This is a genomic window from Streptomyces sp. NEAU-YJ-81 (genome assembly GCF_017592595.1).
GTDB lineage: Bacteria > Actinomycetota > Actinomycetes > Streptomycetales > Streptomycetaceae > Streptomyces > Streptomyces hygroscopicus_B.
In genome coordinates this window covers 1-18,186 of record NZ_JAGFNO010000073.1, presented here as the reverse complement: position 1 = coordinate 18,186, position 18,186 = coordinate 1, and the positions used below count along the sequence as shown (strand labels likewise).

12 protein-coding genes and 2 pseudogenes are annotated in these 18,186 nt (G+C 69.9%); 10 read left to right on the top strand and 4 right to left on the bottom strand.

All coding sequences use genetic code 11. The features are described from left to right. Positions 1-363: 363 nt before the first annotated feature. Both J5X86_RS51760 and J5X86_RS53175 read right to left on the bottom strand, forming a co-directional pair. On the bottom strand, positions 364-816 hold the full coding sequence (locus J5X86_RS51760; protein ID WP_243983311.1) for a hypothetical protein: 453 nt from the start codon (positions 814-816) through the stop codon (positions 364-366). Between the two features lie 209 nt (positions 817-1,025). After that, positions 1,026-1,493, bottom strand: a pseudogene (locus J5X86_RS53175) (hypothetical protein); the annotation flags it as partial. On the opposite strand from J5X86_RS53175, the gene J5X86_RS49100 reads away from it, so the two are divergent. Together J5X86_RS49100 and J5X86_RS49095 are read left to right on the top strand one after the other, a co-directional pair. Beyond that, on the top strand, positions 1,419-3,098 hold the full coding sequence (locus tag J5X86_RS49100; RefSeq protein WP_308124985.1) for a hypothetical protein: 1,680 nt from the start codon (positions 1,419-1,421) through the stop codon (positions 3,096-3,098). The pseudogene J5X86_RS53175 and the gene J5X86_RS49100 sit on opposite strands and share 75 nt — an antisense overlap. 9 nt (positions 3,099-3,107) lie before the next feature. After that, on the top strand, positions 3,108-4,292 hold the full coding sequence (locus J5X86_RS49095) for an integrase (RefSeq protein ID WP_308124984.1): 1,185 nt from the start codon (positions 3,108-3,110) through the stop codon (positions 4,290-4,292). Here J5X86_RS49095 and J5X86_RS49090 read toward each other — a convergent pair. Next, positions 4,269-6,245 carry a helix-turn-helix domain-containing protein gene (locus J5X86_RS49090; protein WP_208523077.1) on the bottom strand — a complete coding sequence of 659 codons (1,977 nt, stop codon included), beginning with the start codon at positions 6,243-6,245 and terminating at the stop codon, positions 4,269-4,271. The two genes, J5X86_RS49095 and J5X86_RS49090, sit on opposite strands and share 24 nt — an antisense overlap. 195 nt (positions 6,246-6,440) lie before the next feature. Here J5X86_RS49090 and J5X86_RS49085 point away from each other — a divergent pair, with 195 nt between their 5' ends. The 7 genes from J5X86_RS49085 (at position 6,441) to J5X86_RS49055 (ending at position 15,829) form a co-directional block, all read left to right on the top strand. After that, positions 6,441-6,980 carry an ATP-binding protein gene (locus J5X86_RS49085; protein WP_208523076.1) on the top strand — a complete coding sequence of 180 codons (540 nt, stop codon included), beginning with the start codon at positions 6,441-6,443 and terminating at the stop codon, positions 6,978-6,980. Positions 6,981-7,099: 119 nt separating this feature from the next. Next, positions 7,100-8,374 (top strand): hydroxymethylglutaryl-CoA reductase, degradative, encoded by a 1,275-nt coding sequence (locus J5X86_RS49080; RefSeq protein WP_208523075.1) that lies wholly within the window; start codon positions 7,100-7,102, stop codon positions 8,372-8,374. Between the two features lie 50 nt (positions 8,375-8,424). After that, positions 8,425-10,485, top strand: coding sequence for a hydantoinase/oxoprolinase family protein (locus J5X86_RS49075; RefSeq protein WP_208523074.1), 2,061 nt, complete (start codon positions 8,425-8,427; stop codon positions 10,483-10,485). Between the two features lie 28 nt (positions 10,486-10,513). Then, complete coding sequence (locus J5X86_RS49070; RefSeq protein WP_208523073.1) at positions 10,514-12,670, top strand: hydantoinase B/oxoprolinase family protein; 2,157 nt, start codon at positions 10,514-10,516, stop codon at positions 12,668-12,670. A gap of 36 nt (positions 12,671-12,706) precedes the next feature. Continuing rightward, a complete protein-coding gene (locus J5X86_RS49065; RefSeq protein WP_208523072.1) occupies positions 12,707-13,969 on the top strand; it encodes a CaiB/BaiF CoA-transferase family protein in 1,263 nt (420 codons plus the stop codon). 1 nt (position 13,970) lies between these two features. After that, on the top strand, positions 13,971-14,768 hold the full coding sequence (locus J5X86_RS49060; protein ID WP_208523071.1) for an enoyl-CoA hydratase/isomerase family protein: 798 nt from the start codon (positions 13,971-13,973) through the stop codon (positions 14,766-14,768). Positions 14,769-14,878: 110 nt separating this feature from the next. After that, positions 14,879-15,829, top strand: coding sequence for a hydroxymethylglutaryl-CoA lyase (locus J5X86_RS49055; RefSeq protein WP_208523070.1), 951 nt, complete (start codon positions 14,879-14,881; stop codon positions 15,827-15,829). 326 nt (positions 15,830-16,155) lie between these two features. Here J5X86_RS49055 and J5X86_RS49050 read toward each other — a convergent pair whose 3' ends face one another. Continuing rightward, positions 16,156-16,905 (bottom strand): integrase core domain-containing protein, encoded by a 750-nt coding sequence (locus J5X86_RS49050; RefSeq protein WP_243983310.1) that lies wholly within the window; start codon positions 16,903-16,905, stop codon positions 16,156-16,158. A 75-nt stretch (positions 16,906-16,980) separates the two neighbouring features. On the opposite strand from J5X86_RS49050, the pseudogene J5X86_RS49045 reads away from it, so the two are divergent. Beyond that, a pseudogene (locus J5X86_RS49045) lies at positions 16,981-18,038 on the top strand (integrase core domain-containing protein). Positions 18,039-18,186: the final 148 nt, after the last annotated feature.

Here is an 18,186-nt window from a genome sequence, read left to right as displayed (position 1 = left end):
TCCCACACGCACGGCGCGTTCACGATCGAAGCAATCCACTGACACTTCCTGGCAGTACCACTGACGTTCTCGTGGCAGACGACATCGGCTACCGTCACTTGCGCTGCTTCAACGCCGACGTCGCTGCCCGGCTACGGGAGTTCTTCGCGACCCCGGGACTGCTGCTGAGGGCTCCGAGGATGTCGGCGATGCGAGGCTGCCGAGGAGCTCAGGCAGAGCCAGGGCAAGAAGACTCACCGCGGCCCTCTGGCCGTGCGCAGTCAGTCCCCATAGCCGTCCCCCGTGGGAAGAAGCCCCGGCAGACCGTGGCCTGCCGGGGCTTCTGATCGCCTGCCGCTACGGGGGAGGCAGCAGGCTGCTTTCTCAGGCGGAGCCGGTCTGGTCGATGTGCCGTAGTGCGTCGGACAGCTCGCCGGGGTCAACGAAACGGGGCCGGGTGGGGTGCGGGGTGCTGAGCCACGTGGCGGAGATGGACCCACGCTGGCCTGTCGGCATGAGCAGCCACGAGCCCGTCGTCAGGGAGCGGGTGCCGTGAGCGGTGCACCGGCGTGCGGTGCCGGCGGGCACGTGGACGATGAGCTCCTGGCGGACGTAGTCGGCCAGGACGGGATAGCCGCGGTCGATTGGGAGACTGAGGCGGGTGAGCGCGGCCAGGCCGCGCTGCAGCGGCGCGATGACGATGGCGTCCCACTCCAGGCCGCAGTCCACCAGCCTGGTGACATACAGCGAGGAATCCCACGAACTCCGCGCGGCTTCCTCCGGCTCGACCAGCGCGGACCACGGAGGATCGGCCTCAGCCTTGGGCGTGTTCGGCACGGCTCCCCCTGAACGGGCCAGTCTCGGATTCTCCAGCCCCTCGCTGTGCCCATGTGCGGGCTCTCGCCGGGAGCCTGGAGTCGCTGGGCTGGGTGAGGCGGACGGTGCCCTGGGCGGTGATGACTGCGGGGCCGGTGAGGTCTATTGGCTCCGCTGGGGCGTACGACGATGTGGAGGCGCCCGCCGGGCAGGTCGGCGGTGTAGTCGACGGCCAGGGACGGGGATGGTTGGTGGGCGCGGGCGGCCGCGACGGCGGCGCAGGCTCCGGTGCCGCAGGCGCGGGTCTCGCCGACGCCGCGTTCGTGGACCCGCAGCTGGAGGTGGTGGGGCCGCGCGCGGCGACGAAATTGACGGTGGCTCCGTGCGGGTATGCGGCGGCGGGCGTCACGGTGGGGGCGATGCGCAGGTCTCCGGCGAGGGCGGTGTCCTCGAGGAAGACGACGGCGTGGGGGTTGCCCATGTCGACGTGGACGGCTGGCCAGGTACGGCCCGCCGCGGTGACCTCTATGCCGCCGGCTCCGGAGAGGCGGGGGCGTCCCATGTCGATGGTGACCAGACCGTGGTCGGGGACGTGGACCCTGCGGGTGCCGGCGCGGGTGGCGATGAGGAGGGCGCCGGGACGGTGCAGGCCTGCGCTGTCGCGCAAGCTGGAGGCCGCGCTCGCCGACGCCGGGCACCGGCCCGCCCAGTGGGGCGCCCCGACCTGGTCCGGCGAGCGAATCTGGCCCGTACGCATCGACCTCGCCCGCTCCGCCGGCACCGACTTCAAGAGAATCGTCCTCACCATCCGGGCCGCGCTCGCCGGACTCGGCCGCCCCCTGCCCGCCTTCGACATCGCGCTGCGCCGGTACTGGGAACACCAGCACCCCGGCGAGCCGGTCGAGGAGTATCTGCGCCGCGGCGGGCCGGCCTCCCGGTTCGGCCGGGCGATGCCGCAGCAGATGCAGTCCGCGCTGTCCGACGTCGCCCAGGCCCTGCTCCTGCCCGGCACCGTCGGGTCCGCGGTCGGCCAGGTGACCGGCTCCCTGGTGCGGGCGCTGCGGGAGCGCCGGCAGACCGTCCGCGCACTCGCCGGGTGCGCGCGGCTGGCCGACCTGCTGGAGGCCGAACCCGACCTGGATGCCCTGTCCTTCTACCCGCATCTGCTGGCGTGGGAGCTCGCCCAGCTCCCGGCCGACAAGGCAGTCACGCCGGTGATCCTGCTGGACACCTTCGAGGACACCGGCGACCGACACCGTGACGCCGAGCGGCTCCTGCAACGCCTGGTATGGCTCATGCCGAACTGCTTCTTCGTCATCAGCGGCCGCAACCGTCTTCAGTGGGCCGACGATGCCCTCCAGGGCCAGCTCGACTACACCGGCCCCGCCGCCTGGCCCGGCCTGGCCCCGCACCCCGGGCGGCCGGCCCGGGCCACCGGGCAGGGCGGTGCCCGCCAGTACCTGATCGGGGACTTCTCCGAGACCGACTGCGACACCTACCTCGCCCACCGCCTCACCCAGGACGACCAGCCGCTGATCGGCCCCGAGACGCGCGCGGTCATCACCCAGCGCTCGCACGGCCTGCCGCTCCACCTGGATCTGGCCGTCGCCCGCTTCCTGGAGATCCGCCGCACCGGCCGCACCCCCACCCCCGCCGACTTCGACCACACCTTCCCCGCCCTCATCGCCCGCACCCTGTCCGACCTCACCGCCGACGAGCGCCATGTCCTGCGCAGCGCCAGCCTGCTGGACGCCTTCGATCTGGACCTGGCCACCCAAGCGGCGGGCCTGGCCCACCAGGCGGCGGCACGCAGGTTAGTCGAGCGTCCGATGATCACCGAAGATCCGCACGCGATCTGGCCCTACCACCTCCACGACGCCATCCGCACCGCGCTACGGGCTGATGACCACACCGAGGACCACTGGACCCCCGCCGACTGGCACCGAGCCGCCGAACGCGCTCTGACCGCCCTCGGTCGGCAGTGGCAAGACGCCGGCGCCCTCCTCCCCGGCCGGACCCTCCTCGTCGCGTGCCTGCGCCAGGGCCTGCGCCTGGCCCGCGACCATCACCTGGACGCCCTCGGCTGGCTCACCGACGCAGCCTTCGCCTACACCTCCGACTCCGTCTGGGAACCCCTCGCCCCACCCACCCGGGCCTTGAGCCCCGAGCCGCAGCCTGGCCCGGACACTGCCCTTGCCGGAAACCTCATCCGCCCTGGTGGGGGCGGTCCTTCGGGTTTCCCGAAATCTGGCCGCGGTCGCTCGAGCTCGCGCTCTCGCGCAGTTGCCGTCAGCGCGTCATGATGATCGATCGTGCTGCTGCGACTGGCTTACCTGGGGGTGACGAACGCGTTCGCGATGCTTCGCCTGCTGCCGATGGCCGATCGGGACAAGCACGCGGAGATCCTCGCCCTGCGCCACCAGATCACCGTGCTGGAACGCCAACTTGGCAAGGACAAGATCCGGTTCACGCCGAGCGATCGGGCGTTCCTGGCTGCGCTGTTGCACCGGTTGCCACCGCACGTCCTGGGAAGATTACGGCTGCTCGTACGCCCCGACACGGTACTGCGTTGGCACCGCAACCTCGTCAAACGCCGCCATGCCGCCTCCTGCCGCCCCAAACGCCCGGGAAGACCGCGCACCGTGCGCTCCATCCGCTTCCTGGTGCTGCGCCTGGCGAAGGAGAACCCGAGCTGGGGCTACCGGCGCCTGCACGGCGAGCTGCTCGTGCTGGGGGTGAAGGTGGGCGCGTCCACCGTCTGGGAAATCCTGAAGGAGGCCGGCATCGATCCTGCGCCCGAGCGGAACTCCAGTACCTGGGCCAGTTTTCTGCGCTCCCAGGCTGATGCCTTGCTGGCCTGCGACCTCATGGAAACAGTCACCCTGTCGGGGGTACGGATGTACGTGCTCGTGGTGATCGAACACGGCAGTCGCCGGATCCGCGTCCTGGGCGCCACGACGCATCCGATCGCCTCCTGGGTAGCGCAAGCGGCGAAGAACCTCGTCATGGACCTCGAAGACCTCGGCTGCCGGGCACGATTCATGATCCGGGACCGGAACGGGAAGTTCCCCGACCTCTTCGATGCCGCCCTCAAGGACGCGGGGATCGACGTCGTCCTCAGCGGCATCCAGATCCCAAGAATGAACTCGATCGCGGAAAGGTGGATACAGACCTGCCGCCGCGAGCTCCTGGACCGGACGTTGATCTGGAACCAGCGAAATGACGCGTGGACCACCCGCTACGCGAGAGCGCCGACTCGATCGACGGAGCCGACGACCGCTAGTCCGGGTGCATGCCTCCCACCAGGGCGGATGACATTCTCGGCACGCGCACGGCCGACACCAGGTGGCTGCGGCTGCGCCACACCGTGGATCCGAAGACCGGCGAGCACAGGTTCCAGCCGGCCACGAGCCGGGACGGGAAGCACGACATCTGGGGCGGGGTCTGGCAGCTGCCCGCCGGTTCCGCTCCTGTCAGGGACGCCGGAGTGGGTGTGAGGAGCTCCGAAGGGCTTCCGACAGGGTGCGCAGGCGGACCGCCACCGAGACGCGGAAGAACGACTCCGGGTCCCGCCATGTGTCGCCGAGCAGTTGGGTGATCCTGTCGAGCCGCTGCAGCACGGTGTTGCTGTGCACGCCCATCAGTCGCGCGGTGCGGGCGGGGCTGGCGTTGCAGTCCACGAAGCGGTGGAGGGTGGCGAGCAGATCGGTCCCCCGTTCGGCGTCCCAGCGCCGGACGGGGCCGATGGTGCGATCGATGAACTGCCGCACGCTGGTGGGGTCGTGGGCGAACAGCGTCGTGTACGGCAGGTAGGCGTCGGCCGCGACCGCGGCCGCCTCGATGCCGAGGGCGGTCAGCACCCGGCTGCAATCCCGGGCCGTCGTGAAACGCGCGCTCAGTTCGTCGAGGCTCTCCGCAGGGGGCGCGGCCACGGTCAGCACCGCGCCGACCCCCGTCGCGGCACACAGGCGGTCGCGGACGGCGGTCGCCGCGCGCTGCGGATCGCTCTCCGGCACGACGAGTGTGACGACGCCGTCCACTTCGCCCGCCAGGCCGGACGGCGCGGCCACGGCCTGGGTGGCCCGCAGCGCGGTGCGGCGCTGTTCGGGTGCCACCACGGTGATGACGACGGTCCGCAGGTCCTCCGGGCGCAGTCTGCGGGCGCGCAGCCGGGCGGGCAGGCTCGCGCGCCGCCGGGCGTCGGGACTGACGAGGTCACCGAGAAGCTCACCGCGCACATGGTCCTCGGCGTGGGGGACCGCGTCCTGTTTCAGAGTGAGGAGCGCGGTGATCTGTGCGGCGCGCTCGATGGTCCGCTGCTCCACCGCGCCGAGTTCGACCGTGCCGTCGCCGATCAGCAGGCCGCCGAGCATCATCTCTCCGGCGAGCACGGCGACCGCGGTGTGAAACTCGCCGGTCGGCGGGTCCAGCGGAGTGCAGCGCCCGGAGCGCAGGCTGCCGGTGATGGCCGCCCGGACGGCGGGCGGGTCGATCACCGAGGCGGTGCTCCGGTCGTCCGATGCGGCGAGCACGGCGTAGGTCTCGTCGAGGATGACCACGGGCCGCTCCAGTGCCGCTTCCAGAGTCCGCGCGACGTCCGCGGCACCGCCTCCGCTCAGAACCGCGGCGGTCAGCTCCTCGTGCACCCGGCTGGCGCGTTCCATCGCCTCGACGTGGTCGGCCAGCGCGTCATAGGCGCGCTGCGTCTCGGCGGCCGCGTCCCGGGCCTGGGTGAGCAGACGGGCCGATTGCAGTACGACGGCGACGTTGTCGGCGAAGGCCGACAACAGTGAGACCTCTTCCGGGGAGAAGGTGTGCTCGGTGCGATTGGCGGCGAACAGCACTCCCAGGACCCTGCCGCCGGCGATCAGCGGGACGCCGGCGATGGAGACGAGGCCCTCGGCGCGGACGGCGTTGTCGATGCTGTCGTCATGGGGCACGTTGCGCAGCTGTTCGTAGCGTGAGGTCCACTGCGGGGCGCGGGACTCGACGATCTTGCTGGCCAGACCGATATGGGGCGGCACCCTCAGCTTCTGGAAGGACGGGGCGACCGCTCCCGCGGTGGAGCGGACCCTCAGCTCATGGGTGGTCTCGTCGAACTCGGACAGATAGGTGACATCGGTCCCGGCCAGGTCATGGGCGCGCCGTACCAGCCGGGTGATCAGCAGATCCACATCGTGCAGTTCGGCGAGTTCCCGTGCGCTGGAGAACAGAGCGGCCAGTTCCTGTCCGCGCCGGTGCGACCGGGCCATCGCGCCCTGGAGCTCGCGAACCCGGCGGCCCACCTGGGTGGCCGTGGCGGTGTCGAGATGCTCGGTGAGCAGCAGGTCGGTCACGGCGTCGGGCTCGTCCGGGGGTCCTTTCGCGGCGAGATCGAGCAGGGTCAGGACAGCGGTCACCGGGATGTCGGCCCGTGGTGCCGCCCGCTCGGTGTCCCGGGGCGCTCCCATGTCCACCACCCTGTCCACCCTGTGTGAATCACCCATTAAAAACTTTGCACCGTGTACTGATGGTACATGGGCGCTGTTACACCGCGTATCTAAAGTCTGAGGTGTGACAGCGGCGTCATCCACTGAAGATCTGCTGGTCACAGTGCCACAACGCAGGGCCCGATGCCCACCTCGACCGTAGTGCGACTCTCCGGCGTGACGACGGACTCTTCACCGCAGGACATGATCGTGATCGATGAACAGCTAATCCAGCCCACCCACCGTCGCCGATGCGGCGGGGCCGCGTCCCGGCAGCGGTCCGCCATGTGCTCCATGGGCGTGGAGCCCCGGGCGGTTCCCGCTCTGCGGGCCTTCACCCGCGACGTGGCGACACGGTGGGGGGCGCCCGAGGAGACCGTCGACGCACTGCGCGTGATCGCCACGGAACTGGTCACCAACAGCGTGCTGCACAGCGGAAGCCCCGAGGTGAGCCTGCTGCTGACGGTCGACGACTCCGCGGCCTCCGTCGAAGTCAGGGACGCCGGCACCTGGCGGGAACGGTGCCCTGGCACGGGGACGCCCGACCAGATGGTGGACGGGCGGGGGCTGGGCCTGGTCCACGCCTACGCCACAACCTGTCGGGTCCAGCGGGACTCGCAGGGCACGGCCGTCCGTGCCGAGCTGCTGATTCCGCTTCCCGCTCAGCGAAGACAGCCGCGGGAGCTGCCCGGCCGCCGGTCGCCGACCGGGTGTTGAAACGGACGGCTTGCGGCACCCGGCGGCGTCCTGGCCGTCATGCCCCGGGAGCCACGTCGCCGCTCGCCCGCCGCGGGGCCTGTCTCCCCTTGAGCTCGTCACCGAAAGCAGGAGGATCCATGGCAGTCAACAGCAGGCTTTCCGGCGTGAAGGACCTGTCGATCAGTGAGCGCCGCGCCCGTATCGCGCGCGGTGCCGCGGTCGAGCCGGAGAGCCTGGAGGTTCTCGATCCCGAGCGCGGCCTCACCCTCGAGCAGGCCGACCACATGGTCGAGAACGCCATAGGTGTCCTCGGCGTCCCGCTGGGTGTGGCCACCAATTTCACCGTCAACGGCCGCGACTATCTGATCCCCATGGCCACCGAGGAGCCGTCGGTGATCGCCGCGGCCAGTAACGCCGCCCGTATCGCCCGCGTCACCGGCGGATTCACCACCTCGACCACGGAACCGCTCATGCGGGCGCAGCTCCAGGTCCTCGATGTCGCCGATCCGCACACCGCCCGGCTACGGCTGCTCGAAGCGCGCGAGGAGCTCATCACGCTGGCCGACGCACAGGACCCTCAGCTCCTCCGGTTCGGCGGCGGCGTCCGGGACGTGGATGTACATCTGGTCGACGCTCCCGGGCACACCTATGTGGTGCTGCACCTGATCGTGGACGTACGCGACGCGATGGGCGCCAACGCCGTCAACACCATGGCCGAGGCGATCGCCGGGCGGGTCGGAGAGATCGCCCGGGGACGCACGCTGCTGCGGATCCTCAGCAACAAGGCCGACCTGCGGCTGTGCCGGGCGCGTGCCGTGTTCGACGCCGAGGCGCTCGGAGGGCCTGAGGTGGTCGACGACATCGTGCACGCCGCGGCCCTGGCCGAGGCGGACCCGTACCGCGCCGCCACCCACAACAAGGGGATCATGAACGGCGTCATCGCGGTCGTGCTGGCCACCGGCAATGACACCCGCGCCGTCGAAGCCGGCGCCCACTCGCATGCGACCGGCCGGTACCGTGGGTACACGTCCCTGTCGCACTTCGAGAAGGACTCCGACGGCAACCTGGTCGGCGCGCTGGAGCTGCCGATGGCGGTCGGCCTGGTCGGCGGGGCCACCAAGGTGCACCCGGTCGCACAGGCCGCCGTGGCCCTGCTCGGCGTCACGACGGCCCGCGAGCTGGGCGAAGTCATCACCGCCGTCGGCCTGGCGCAGAATCTCGCCGCGGTCCGGGCCCTGGCGACCGAGGGCATCCAGCGCGGCCACATGTCGCTGCACGCCCGCAACGTCGCCGTCACCGCCGGCGCCACCCCCGAGGAACTGCCGCTCGTGGTCGCCCGGCTGATCACCGACCGGGCCGTGCGCGCCGACCATGCCGAAAAAGTCCTCGCCGAGCTGCGCGGCGAGGGCTGATGCCTCGCCTCACCGCCCGCACGTATCCGAGCCAAGGGAGACGCTGAGACATGGCACTACAGGTTGGTATCGACGTCGGTGGCACATTCACCGACGCGGTCGCGGTCCTCGACGGCCGCGCGGTCCGCGGCAAGGCGTTCTCGACGAAGGATGTCACCACCGGCATCCTGGGCGCGCTGGCCGTGCTCCAGGAGCGCGCCGGCATGTCCGAGGAGGAGTTCTACCCGGCCGTCGACCGGTTCGTGCTCGGCAACACGATCGTCACCAACGCGGTCGACGAGCAGAAGTACGCCACGGTGGCGCTCCTCACGACGCAGGGGTTCCGCGACACGATGCGGATCGCCCGGTCGGCGCGGACCGACGAGCGCGACCCGCACAAGATGCTGCCACCGCCCGGCATCGTCGAGCGCGGCCACGTCATCGAGGTCGCCGAACGCGTCGATGCCCACGGCGAGGTCCTGGTGCCGCTGCGGCAGGAGGCCATCGCCGCCGCGGTGGACTCCGCGCTCGCCACGGGCGCGGAGGCCATCGCCGTATGCCTGCTGTGGTCGTTCCGCAACCCCGCCCATGAGCAGGCCATCGGCCGGTATCTGCGGGAGAACCACCCGGACGTCCCGTTCACCCTCTCCAGCGGCCTGACACCGGTCTACCGTGAGTACGAGCGCATGGTCACCACGGCGCTCGACGCCGCGGTCAAACCGCTCGTCGCCTCCCACTTCGACCACCTCGCCGAGGAGCTGCGCGCCCGCGGCCTGCGTACTCGTGTGCAGATCATGCAGGTCCACGGCGGGTTCCTGTCGGTCGAGGAAACCAGCAAGGCGCCGATCTCCATGTTCAACTCCGGGCCGGTCGGCGGCGTCACCGGCGCCCGCCTGCTCGGGCAGCAGTTGGGCAGGCGCCGGGTGCTGACCGCCGACATGGGTGGCACCAGCCTGGATGCCGCCGCGATCATGGATGGTGAGTTCCGGCTGCTCCCGCGGGCCGAGATCGGCGGTCTGCCGACGAGTTTGACCGTCGTCGACATCGAGACGATCGGCGCCGGCGGCGGCAGCGCCGCCTGGGTGGACGGCCGTGGGCTGCTCCGGGTCGGTCCGCACAGCACTGGCTCCACTCCCGGTCCCGCCTGCTACGGCAGGGGCGGAACCCGCCCGGCGGTCACCGACGCCGCGCTTGTGCTCGGCCTGATCAACCCCGGCTACTACCTCGGCGGGACAGTCGAGCTGTACGAGGACCTGGCCCGCGAAGCGCTGCGCGCACATGTCGCGGAGCCCCTCGGAGTGGCCGAGGACGCCGCGGCCGAGGGGGTGTACCGCCTCGCCACCTCCCAGATGGCGAACGCGCTGCGTAAGATCACCGTCAACCGCGGCCACGACCCGCGGGAGTTCACCCTCGTCGGTTTCGGCGGCGCCTGCGGCCTGTTCGCCGCGAGCATCGCCGCCGAGATCGGTGTGAGCGAACTCGTCATCCCCCGAAACGCGGCGGTGTTCTCGGCCTACGGGCTCATGCACGCCGATTCCGTCTTCTCCGCCGTGCGGACCAGCCCCTGGACGATGCGGCAGCCGGCCGCCGACCTGGACCGCGAGTTCCAGGCCCTGGAGCGGCGCGCGCGGGCGTGGTTCGACGGCGAGGGCATCCCCGAGGACCGGCGGGAGCTCCACCGCGAGGCCGATATGAAGTTCGTCGGCCAGATCTTCGAGGTCACCACACGGCTGAAGGGCGGGACCTTCACCGAGGCGGACAAGGACGAACTGCGCGCGCGGTTCATCGCCGACTACGAGACCGAGTTCGGGGCCGGGACGGCCTGGACCGAGACCGACATCCTCCTGGTCAACTCCCGGGTGCGCGCGGTCGGCCGCAGTGACGTCCAGCAGGTCCGGCAGATCGTGGAGACCGACGGGGAGTGCCATACCCTGCTGCGCCGCACCATCCTCGAACCGGTGACCGGGGCTCGGATTGAGGTGGATGTGCACCGCGGCTTCGCCGCGCTGGCGCGGGCGAAGGGGCCGTGCCTGCTGGAGGAGCCCGACACCACCGTCTATGTGCCCACCGGAGCCACGGTGGAGCTGACCGACGCCGGCCACTTCCTCATCCGGCTCCAGCCGTCCGTCTGAACGCCACGGCCCGATCCAGGAGACCCACATGACCGAATCCGCCACCGGCCGCCTTCCCGCCGGGTTCGACCCCGTCACGCTCGAGGTCATCCGTATGCGTCTGGACTCCATCGTCGAGGAGATGGGCATCGCGATGATCCGCTCGTCCGGCTCGCCGGTGATCACCGAGGCCGGCGACTTCAACACCGCGCTGTTCGACCCGACCGGCCGCATCTACGCCTACTCCGACTACGTCCAGTTCCACATCGGCTCCGGCAGCGTCGCCGTCCAGAATCTGGTCCGGGAGATCGCCGGTGAGCCACTCGCCCCCGGCGACGCCTTCATCTGCAACGATCCGCACACCGCCGGCGCGAGCCACCCGCCGGACACCAATGTGATCTCGCCGATCTTCCACGGTGACGAGCTGATCGGGTGGGCGCAGTCGCAGGCCCACCTCGTCGACGTCGGCGGTATGACACCGGGCGGCTTCGCCCCCGGGGCCTATGACTGCTACAGCGAGGCGCTCCGGCTCCCGCCGGGAGTGAAGATCTTCGACAAGGGCGAGCCCGTCGAATGGGTGCGACGCATCCTGCTCAACAACGTCCGGGTGCCCACGCTGTTCTGGAACGATGTGCGCTCCCTGGTGGCCAGCAACAACACCGGGATCCAGCAGCTTCTCGCCACGATCGGGGAATTCGGGCTCGACGACTTCCGCGAGTACACGCGGCTCAGCTTCGAGCTGGCGGAGCAGGTGGTCCGTGACCGTGTCGCGAAGATCCCCGACGGAACGTACACGGCCGAGGAGTGGACCGAGCACAACGGCCATGCCGACGAGCTGTACCGTGTCGCCTGCGCCATGACCAAGCGGGGCGAGCAGATCACGTTCGACTTCACCGGATCCAGCGAGCAGACCGACGGCTTCGTCAACTGTAGCTACGGAGCCCTCGTCGGAAGCGTCGCCACGGCGGTCGTGCCCATCCTCGCCTGGGACGTGCCGTTCAACGAGGGCGTCATGACCGCCTTCGAGGTCATCGCCGAGCCGGGCTCCATCGTCAACCCCACTCCCCCGGCCCCGATCAGCAACGGACACCTGACGACCGGCGCCCGCGTCAGCCGGCTGGTCACCAAGCTGATGAACGACGCCTGCCGGGGCAGCGCGGACGAGACCGTCCGTGGCCGCACCCAGGGTGTGTGGGCCGACTCGTGGACCGGCGGCATCTCGGCCGGCACCTCGGACGACGGCGAGTACTTCGTGCTGTTCAACATGGATGGCGGTGGAATGGGGGCGGGAGCCCAGCCGGACACCGACGGTCTGGACTGCGCCGGGATGATGACGCAGGTCAACAACATGCTCCCGGACGTCGAGATGAACGAGATGCTCTATCCCGTCCTCTACTTGTGGAAGCGGCTCAACCTCGCCAGCGCCGGGCACGGGGCCCACCGCGGCGGTCTGGGACTGGAGTTCGCCTGGGCCCTGCACGGTGCGCCCTCCGCCACGCAGACCGTGTTCGCCCCCAGCGCCCAGGTGGTCGCCGACGGATACGGTGGCGGGCTTCCCGGCGGGGGCAGCGGGCACGAGATCCTGCGCCGGTCCAATGTCGCCGGCCTGCTCGCCGCGGGCACGGTGCCCACCGACGACAGCCTCGACTGCGACACGCGGGACCTGCTGGCCATCAACCAGTCCTCGGTGCGGGTCTCGGCCGGCGATGTCTTCGTCCAGTGGATCGCCGGTGGCGGCGGGTACGGAGACCCGCTCCTGCGTGACCCGCGGCGCGTCGCCGAGGACGTCCGGGACGCGTACATCACCGACCACACGGCATCCGCCGTCTACGGGGTGGTGCTCGCCGACGGTGCCGTGGACGCCGCCGCGACCGCGCGCACACGCGAGGCGATGCGTGCCGCCCGGATCGGCGGGGAGCCGACCGCGCCGGTCGCCGCCGACGCCGCCGCCGGGGCATCCGCGCCCCGCCGTGCCGCGGACGGCTGGTACTGCCCGGCCAGCGGCGCCCTCATCAGCACCAAGGACGACTGGCGGCAGGACGCCATCGTCACCACGCGGGTGGCCGCCGACCGGCTGGGCGAGTACGGCGTCCGGGTACGCCCCCGGGGCGACGGGCAGCGGGTGCTCCTCGATGAGTTCTACAGCCCGCGCTGCGGCACCCTGCTCGACGCACGCATCCGGGTCGAAGCCGCCACCACCCGCTGATTCCACAGCGGTATTCGAAGAAGGAGGTGTGGTCGCGTGACGGAGTTCAACACCGGGTTCGACCTCGCTGCCGTCCTGCCGGGCGGTCCCGCACACGGGGCGCTGCGCGGGGTCGTGGTCCTCGACATCACTCGGGTGGTCGCCGGGCCGTTCTGCTCGATGATGCTCGCGGATCTCGGAGCGACGGTCATCAAGATCGAGAATCCGAAGGACCCGGACTATGCGCGCGAGTTTCCCCCCCTGCTGACATCGCCCGAGGGCGAGGCGTTCAGCGCGTTCTTCGCCCAGTACAACCGGAACAAGCTCGGCATGACCCTGGACCTGTCCCGGCCCGAGGGCAAGGACCTGCTGCGCACGCTCGTCAGCCGCGCGGACGTCCTGGTCGAGAACTTCCGTGGCGGGACCATGGACAAGCTGGGCGTCGGCTACCGCGAGCTGCGGAAGGTCAATCCGCGGCTGGTCTACACCGCGATCTCCGGCTACGGCCAGACCGGCCCGTACCGGCGCAAGCCCGCGTACGACAACAGCGCGCAGGCCACGGGCGGTCTGTGGTCGATGAACGGCTTCCCCGACCGCCCTCCGGTCCGGGTCGGCACCATCATCGGCGACCTGTCTGCCACGCTCTACGCCGTGATCGGCACGCTCGCCGCGCTGCGGCACGCCGAGCGCACCGGTGAAGGGCAGTTGGTGGACATCTCCCAGCAGGACTCGGTGCTCAGCCTGACCGAGAACGCGGTCGTGTCGCACACCGTCGAGGGCAAGGTGCCGGCTCCGCTCGGCAATGAGCATCCGTTCGTCAAACCCTATGAGCTCTATCCGTGCAGGGACGGCTTCGTCTTCTTCGGTGGCTACACCGACAAGTTCTGGCGGTTGACGTGCGAGATGTTCGGCGAACCCGAACTGGCGGCCGACCCGGAGATCGACACGATGGCCAAGCGGTTCACCCCGGAGGTCTACGAGCGCCGGGTGCGGCCGCTGCTGCACAGGTGGTTCGCCGATCGCGCCAAGCTCGAACTGGAGGAACTCGCCGGCGACCTCGTACCGCTGAGCGCCATCAAGGACATCGGGGAGGTCATCGCGGATCCCCAGATCCAGGCCCGGGACATGGTCGTCGACGTCGAGTACCCGGACTTCGGTCCACTGCGCATGGTCGGCACACCGGTCAAACTCGACGTCACCCCGGCCCGGCCCCGGGGACTGGCGCCCCGGGTCGGCGAACACACCGACCAACTGCTGCGCGCCTTCGCGGACCTCTCCGAGGAACACATCCGCGCCCTGCGCGAGTCGGGGGTGGTCTGAGATGAGCGGCATCACCCTCGACCGTGACGGACCGGTAGCGGTGATCCGGTTCGACCGGCCGGAGAAACTGAACTCACTGACCCTGGCGATGTACGAGGAGCTGGGAGCGGCCTTCGAAGAGGTCCGCGACGACGAGTCGATCGGCGTCGCGGTCCTCACGGGCGCGGGGCACCGCGCCTTCTGCGTCGGCGCCGATCTCACCGAATCGATCCCCGCGCTCGCCGAGGGGCGGTTCGACATCTCCCGATGGGACGGTGCCCACCAGAAACACACCACCTTGTTCAAGCCGGTCATCGCGGCGGTCAACGGGCTCTGCCTCGGTGGCGGGTTCGAGATCATGCTCTCCACGGACCTGCGGATCGCCGCCGAAACGGCCGAGTTCGGGCTCCCCGAGAGCGGTGTCGGAGTCGTCCCGGCCGGCGGCACCCTGACGCGGCTGACCCGGCAGATCCCCTACGTCTGGGCCATGGAGCTGATGCTGCTCGGCGACCGGATCACCGCGGCCACCGCCCTGCGGTACGGCCTGCTCAACGCCGTGGTGCCGGCCGACCGGTTGCTCGAGGCGGCGATGGACCGGGCGCACCGGCTCACCGCCCGCAGCGGCACCGCCCTGGAAACGATCAAGGAGTCGGTGCTGCGCCTCGGGGACCTCCCGCAGGACCAGGCATTCCACTGTGAGGCGCGGTACGGGCAGCGGGCGTTCACCTCCCCGGACGCCCATGAGGGACTGGCCGCGTTCGCCGAACGCCGTCCGCCCGACTTTCCCTCCCGCCGGAGTGTCGGCAAGCCCCCCGTATGACGGATCCACACAGGAACATCGCCCTCCGGTCCACCGTTGCCAGACGTCCGGCGCCGAGCCGTTCCGCGTGACCGCACCCTTCGCCCTTCCCACCGCCTGACGAGGACGCCATGACATCCGAGACCACCTCGTCCACCGAAGCACTGCCCCGCGTCGCCCCCCAGCAGGGCATGCCCGAACAGGTCCGCATCTACGAGGTCGGCCCCCGCGACGGCCTCCAGGCCGAAGCCGTACGCGTCCCCACCCCCGTCAAGGCCGAGTTCGTCCGGCGGCTCGTCGAGGCGGGTCTGACCACCATTGAGGTCACCAGCTTCGTCTCCCCCCGGTGGATACCCCAACTCGACGACGCACACGAGGTGCTCACCGCCGTGGGCCCCCTCAATGGCATCCGCCTCCCGGTGCTCGTTCCCAACGACCGGGGTCTGGAGAGGGCACTGGCCGCCGGTGCCCGGGAGATCGCCGTCTTCGCCAGCGCGACGGAGTCCTTCGCGGAGAACAACCTGGCCCGGGACATCAAGGGGGTGCTGGCGATGTTCGAACCCGTCGTGTCCCGGGCCCGCTCCGCGGGTCTGCCGGTGCGCGGCTATGTGTCGATGTGCTTCGGCGACCCCTGGGAGGGCGATGTGGAGCCCCGTGAGGTCGCCTCGGTCGCCCGCAGGCTCCTCGACATGGGCTGCACGTCCCTGTCGCTGGGAGACACGATCGGCACCGGCACCCCCGGCCACGTCCTGGAACTCCTCGACACCGTACGGGGGGCGGGCATCCCCCTGGACCGGACCGCCCTTCACTTCCACGACACCTACGGCCAGGCCCTCGCCAATGTGCATGCCGCGCTGACGGCGGGTGTCACCGAGTTCGACAGCTCGGCCGGCGGCATCGGAGGCTGCCCCTACGCCCGCAGCGCCACCGGCAACCTCGCCACCGAGGACCTAGTGTGGATGTTGCGCGGACTCGACATCCACACCGGGGTCGACCTGAACGCGCTGGCGGCCACCAGCCGGTGGATGGCCCATCACCTCGGCCGCCCGAGCCCCTCCCGCGTCGTCACCGCCCTCGCCTGACACCCTGCCCGGCGCTCACGCCGACTTTCGGCCGGGGCCCAAGGAGAAGGCGCAGTCGAACAGGGTCTGTCGGCCACGTTGCGGGCGAGGCGCTTGAGCTCGTGGACGGTGAGGATGACCGGGGACTGGGGGTGCGGCCTCCTTGAACTGGTGGGCCGGCGCGAGGGTCTTGTTCAGTTCGGGCCGGACGTTGACGGGGTGCTGATCCACTCGTGGACGATCTCATGGCACTCAGCACGGCGGAGGGCCCCAAGACCGAAACTCGAGGCAGCTCAGTACGAAAGACACCAGGCGGTGGGGACCGTTGAAGGGTGTCAATATTCCGATCAGGCGGCTGAGCTGGGCGTTCCCTGCGGGTGATGAGGCAACCGGGGTGACGTGGTGCGGTACTCGTTGAGCAGTCCGCCAAGTACCTGGCGGCGCCTGACCGCGGCAGCGGGAAGAGGAATGACGTTCGGGTCGTCGTCGGGGGCACGTAGGCCGAGGCTGCGGTGGGCCCGCCCCGCGTTGTAGTGCTCGGCGTACTGGTTGAGGACCGTACGCAGATGCCGTTCACCGGTGATCAGGAGTCGGTCGGTGCACTCGGTACGGACTGTGCGTATCCATCGTTCGGCGAACGCGTTGGACCGGGGACTTTGCGGCGGAGTCGGGATGACGGCTGTGCCATTGCCGGCGAAGACGGCGTCGAATGCCGCGGTGAACTTGCTGTCCCGGTCCCGGATGAGGAACCGGAAGGGCCCGGCTCTGTCCTCGAGGTCCATGAGCAGGTTGCGGGCGAGTTGGGTGACCCATGCACCGGTCGGGCGGGCGGTGACGCCCAGGACGTGGACGCGCCGGGTGGCGATCTCCATGACGAAGAAGACATAGAGGCGCTTGAGGAAGACGGTCTCCACGTGCATGAAGTCGCAGGCGAGCAGCGTGTGTGCCTGTGAGCGCAGGAAGGAACGCCAGGTCTGCTCGGAGGCGCGCTGCGGGGCGGGCGGTAGACCGAGGCGGCGCAGGACGCGCCGGATCGTGGCGTGAAGGGTGTCTTTATTGCCGTACGGTGGTTGACCTGGGGCTTTGCGATCGCTCAAGTATGGGCATGATCAGTGATCGTGGGTCTGCGACTGCTGTACCTGGTCTTCTGTCGGCTGCTGGGCTGCTTCCTTTTGCTGGGCCGATCGACCGCCGCGAACAATGCCGAGATCCTCGTGCTTCGGCATGAGGTCGCTGTGCTGCGTCGGCAGGTAGAGCGGCCGCGGCTCTCATGGGCTGATCGTGCCGTGCTCTCCGCTCTCGCACGGCACCTGCCACCCGTCTTACGTCGCCATCGGCTGGTCACTCCGGGCACCCTGCTGACCTGGCACCGCCGTCTGGTGCGCTGGAAGTGGCGCCAGACAACGGTCGGCCCCGGTCGTCCACCGTTGCCGGAAGGGACAGTTATGCTCATCCAGCGCCTGGCGCGAGAGAACCCGACCTGGGGATACGTCAGGATCCAAGGCGAACTCCGACGGCTTGGCTATCGGGTCGCCGCCGCAACTATCCGGCGCGTCCTGCGCCGCTCCGGTTTACCGCCCGCACCGCAGCGCGCCTCCCAGCAGACCTGGCGCTCCTTCCTCCGCGCCCAGGCCCACACACTGCTCGCCTGCGACTTCATGCACGTGGAGACCGTCTTCCTCAAACGTCTCTACGTTTTCTTCGTCATGGAGATCAAGACCCGGCACGTCCATGTCCTGGGCGTCACCGCCCATCCCACCGGCGCATGGGTCACCCAACTCGCCCGCAACCTGCTCACGGACCTCAAAGACAGAGCTGGGTGCTTCCGGTTCCTCATCCGCGACCGGGACAGCAAGTTCACCGCCGCGTTCGACGCCGTCTTCGCCGACAACGGCACAGCCGTCATCCCGACTCCGCCGCAAAGTCCCCGGTCCAACGCGTTCGCCGAACGATGGATACGTACAGCCCGCGCCGAATGCACCGACCGACTCCTGATCACCGGTGAACGACACCTGCGTACGGTCCTCAACCAGTACGCAGAGCACTAAACACGGGACGGGCCCACCGCAGCCTTGGCCTACGAGCCCCCGACGACGACCCGAACGTCATCCCCCTGCCCGCTGCCGCGGTCAGGCGTCGCCAGGTACTTGGCGGACTGCTCAACGAGTACCACACCACGTCGCCCCGGCTGCCTCACCACCCACAGGAAACGCCCAGCTCAGCAGCCTAAATGGAATATTGACACCCTTCAGGACTCTGTTGGTCGATGTGATCTGGGCTTTTGTCGATCAGGCCGCGTGGCTGAGGGCAAGTTGTTCGTAGTGGGAGATTCGTGTCGTGCCCAGCGGGGTTCCGGTCCACCAGGCGTCGAGTCGGTA

Coding starts and splice junctions, on each gene's coding strand:
- J5X86_RS49100 (WP_308124985.1), top strand. CDS start 1,419: ATGAGGAGGGCGCCGGGACGGTGCAGGCCTGCGCTGTCGCGCAAGCTG.
- J5X86_RS49090 (WP_208523077.1), bottom strand. CDS start 6,245: ATGGGAGCGCCCCGGGACACCGAGCGGGCGGCACCACGGGCCGACATC.
- J5X86_RS49080 (WP_208523075.1), top strand. CDS start 7,100: ATGGCAGTCAACAGCAGGCTTTCCGGCGTGAAGGACCTGTCGATCAGT.
- J5X86_RS49075 (WP_208523074.1), top strand. CDS start 8,425: ATGGCACTACAGGTTGGTATCGACGTCGGTGGCACATTCACCGACGCG.
- J5X86_RS49070 (WP_208523073.1), top strand. CDS start 10,514: ATGACCGAATCCGCCACCGGCCGCCTTCCCGCCGGGTTCGACCCCGTC.
- J5X86_RS49060 (WP_208523071.1), top strand. CDS start 13,971: ATGAGCGGCATCACCCTCGACCGTGACGGACCGGTAGCGGTGATCCGG.
- J5X86_RS49055 (WP_208523070.1), top strand. CDS start 14,879: ATGACATCCGAGACCACCTCGTCCACCGAAGCACTGCCCCGCGTCGCC.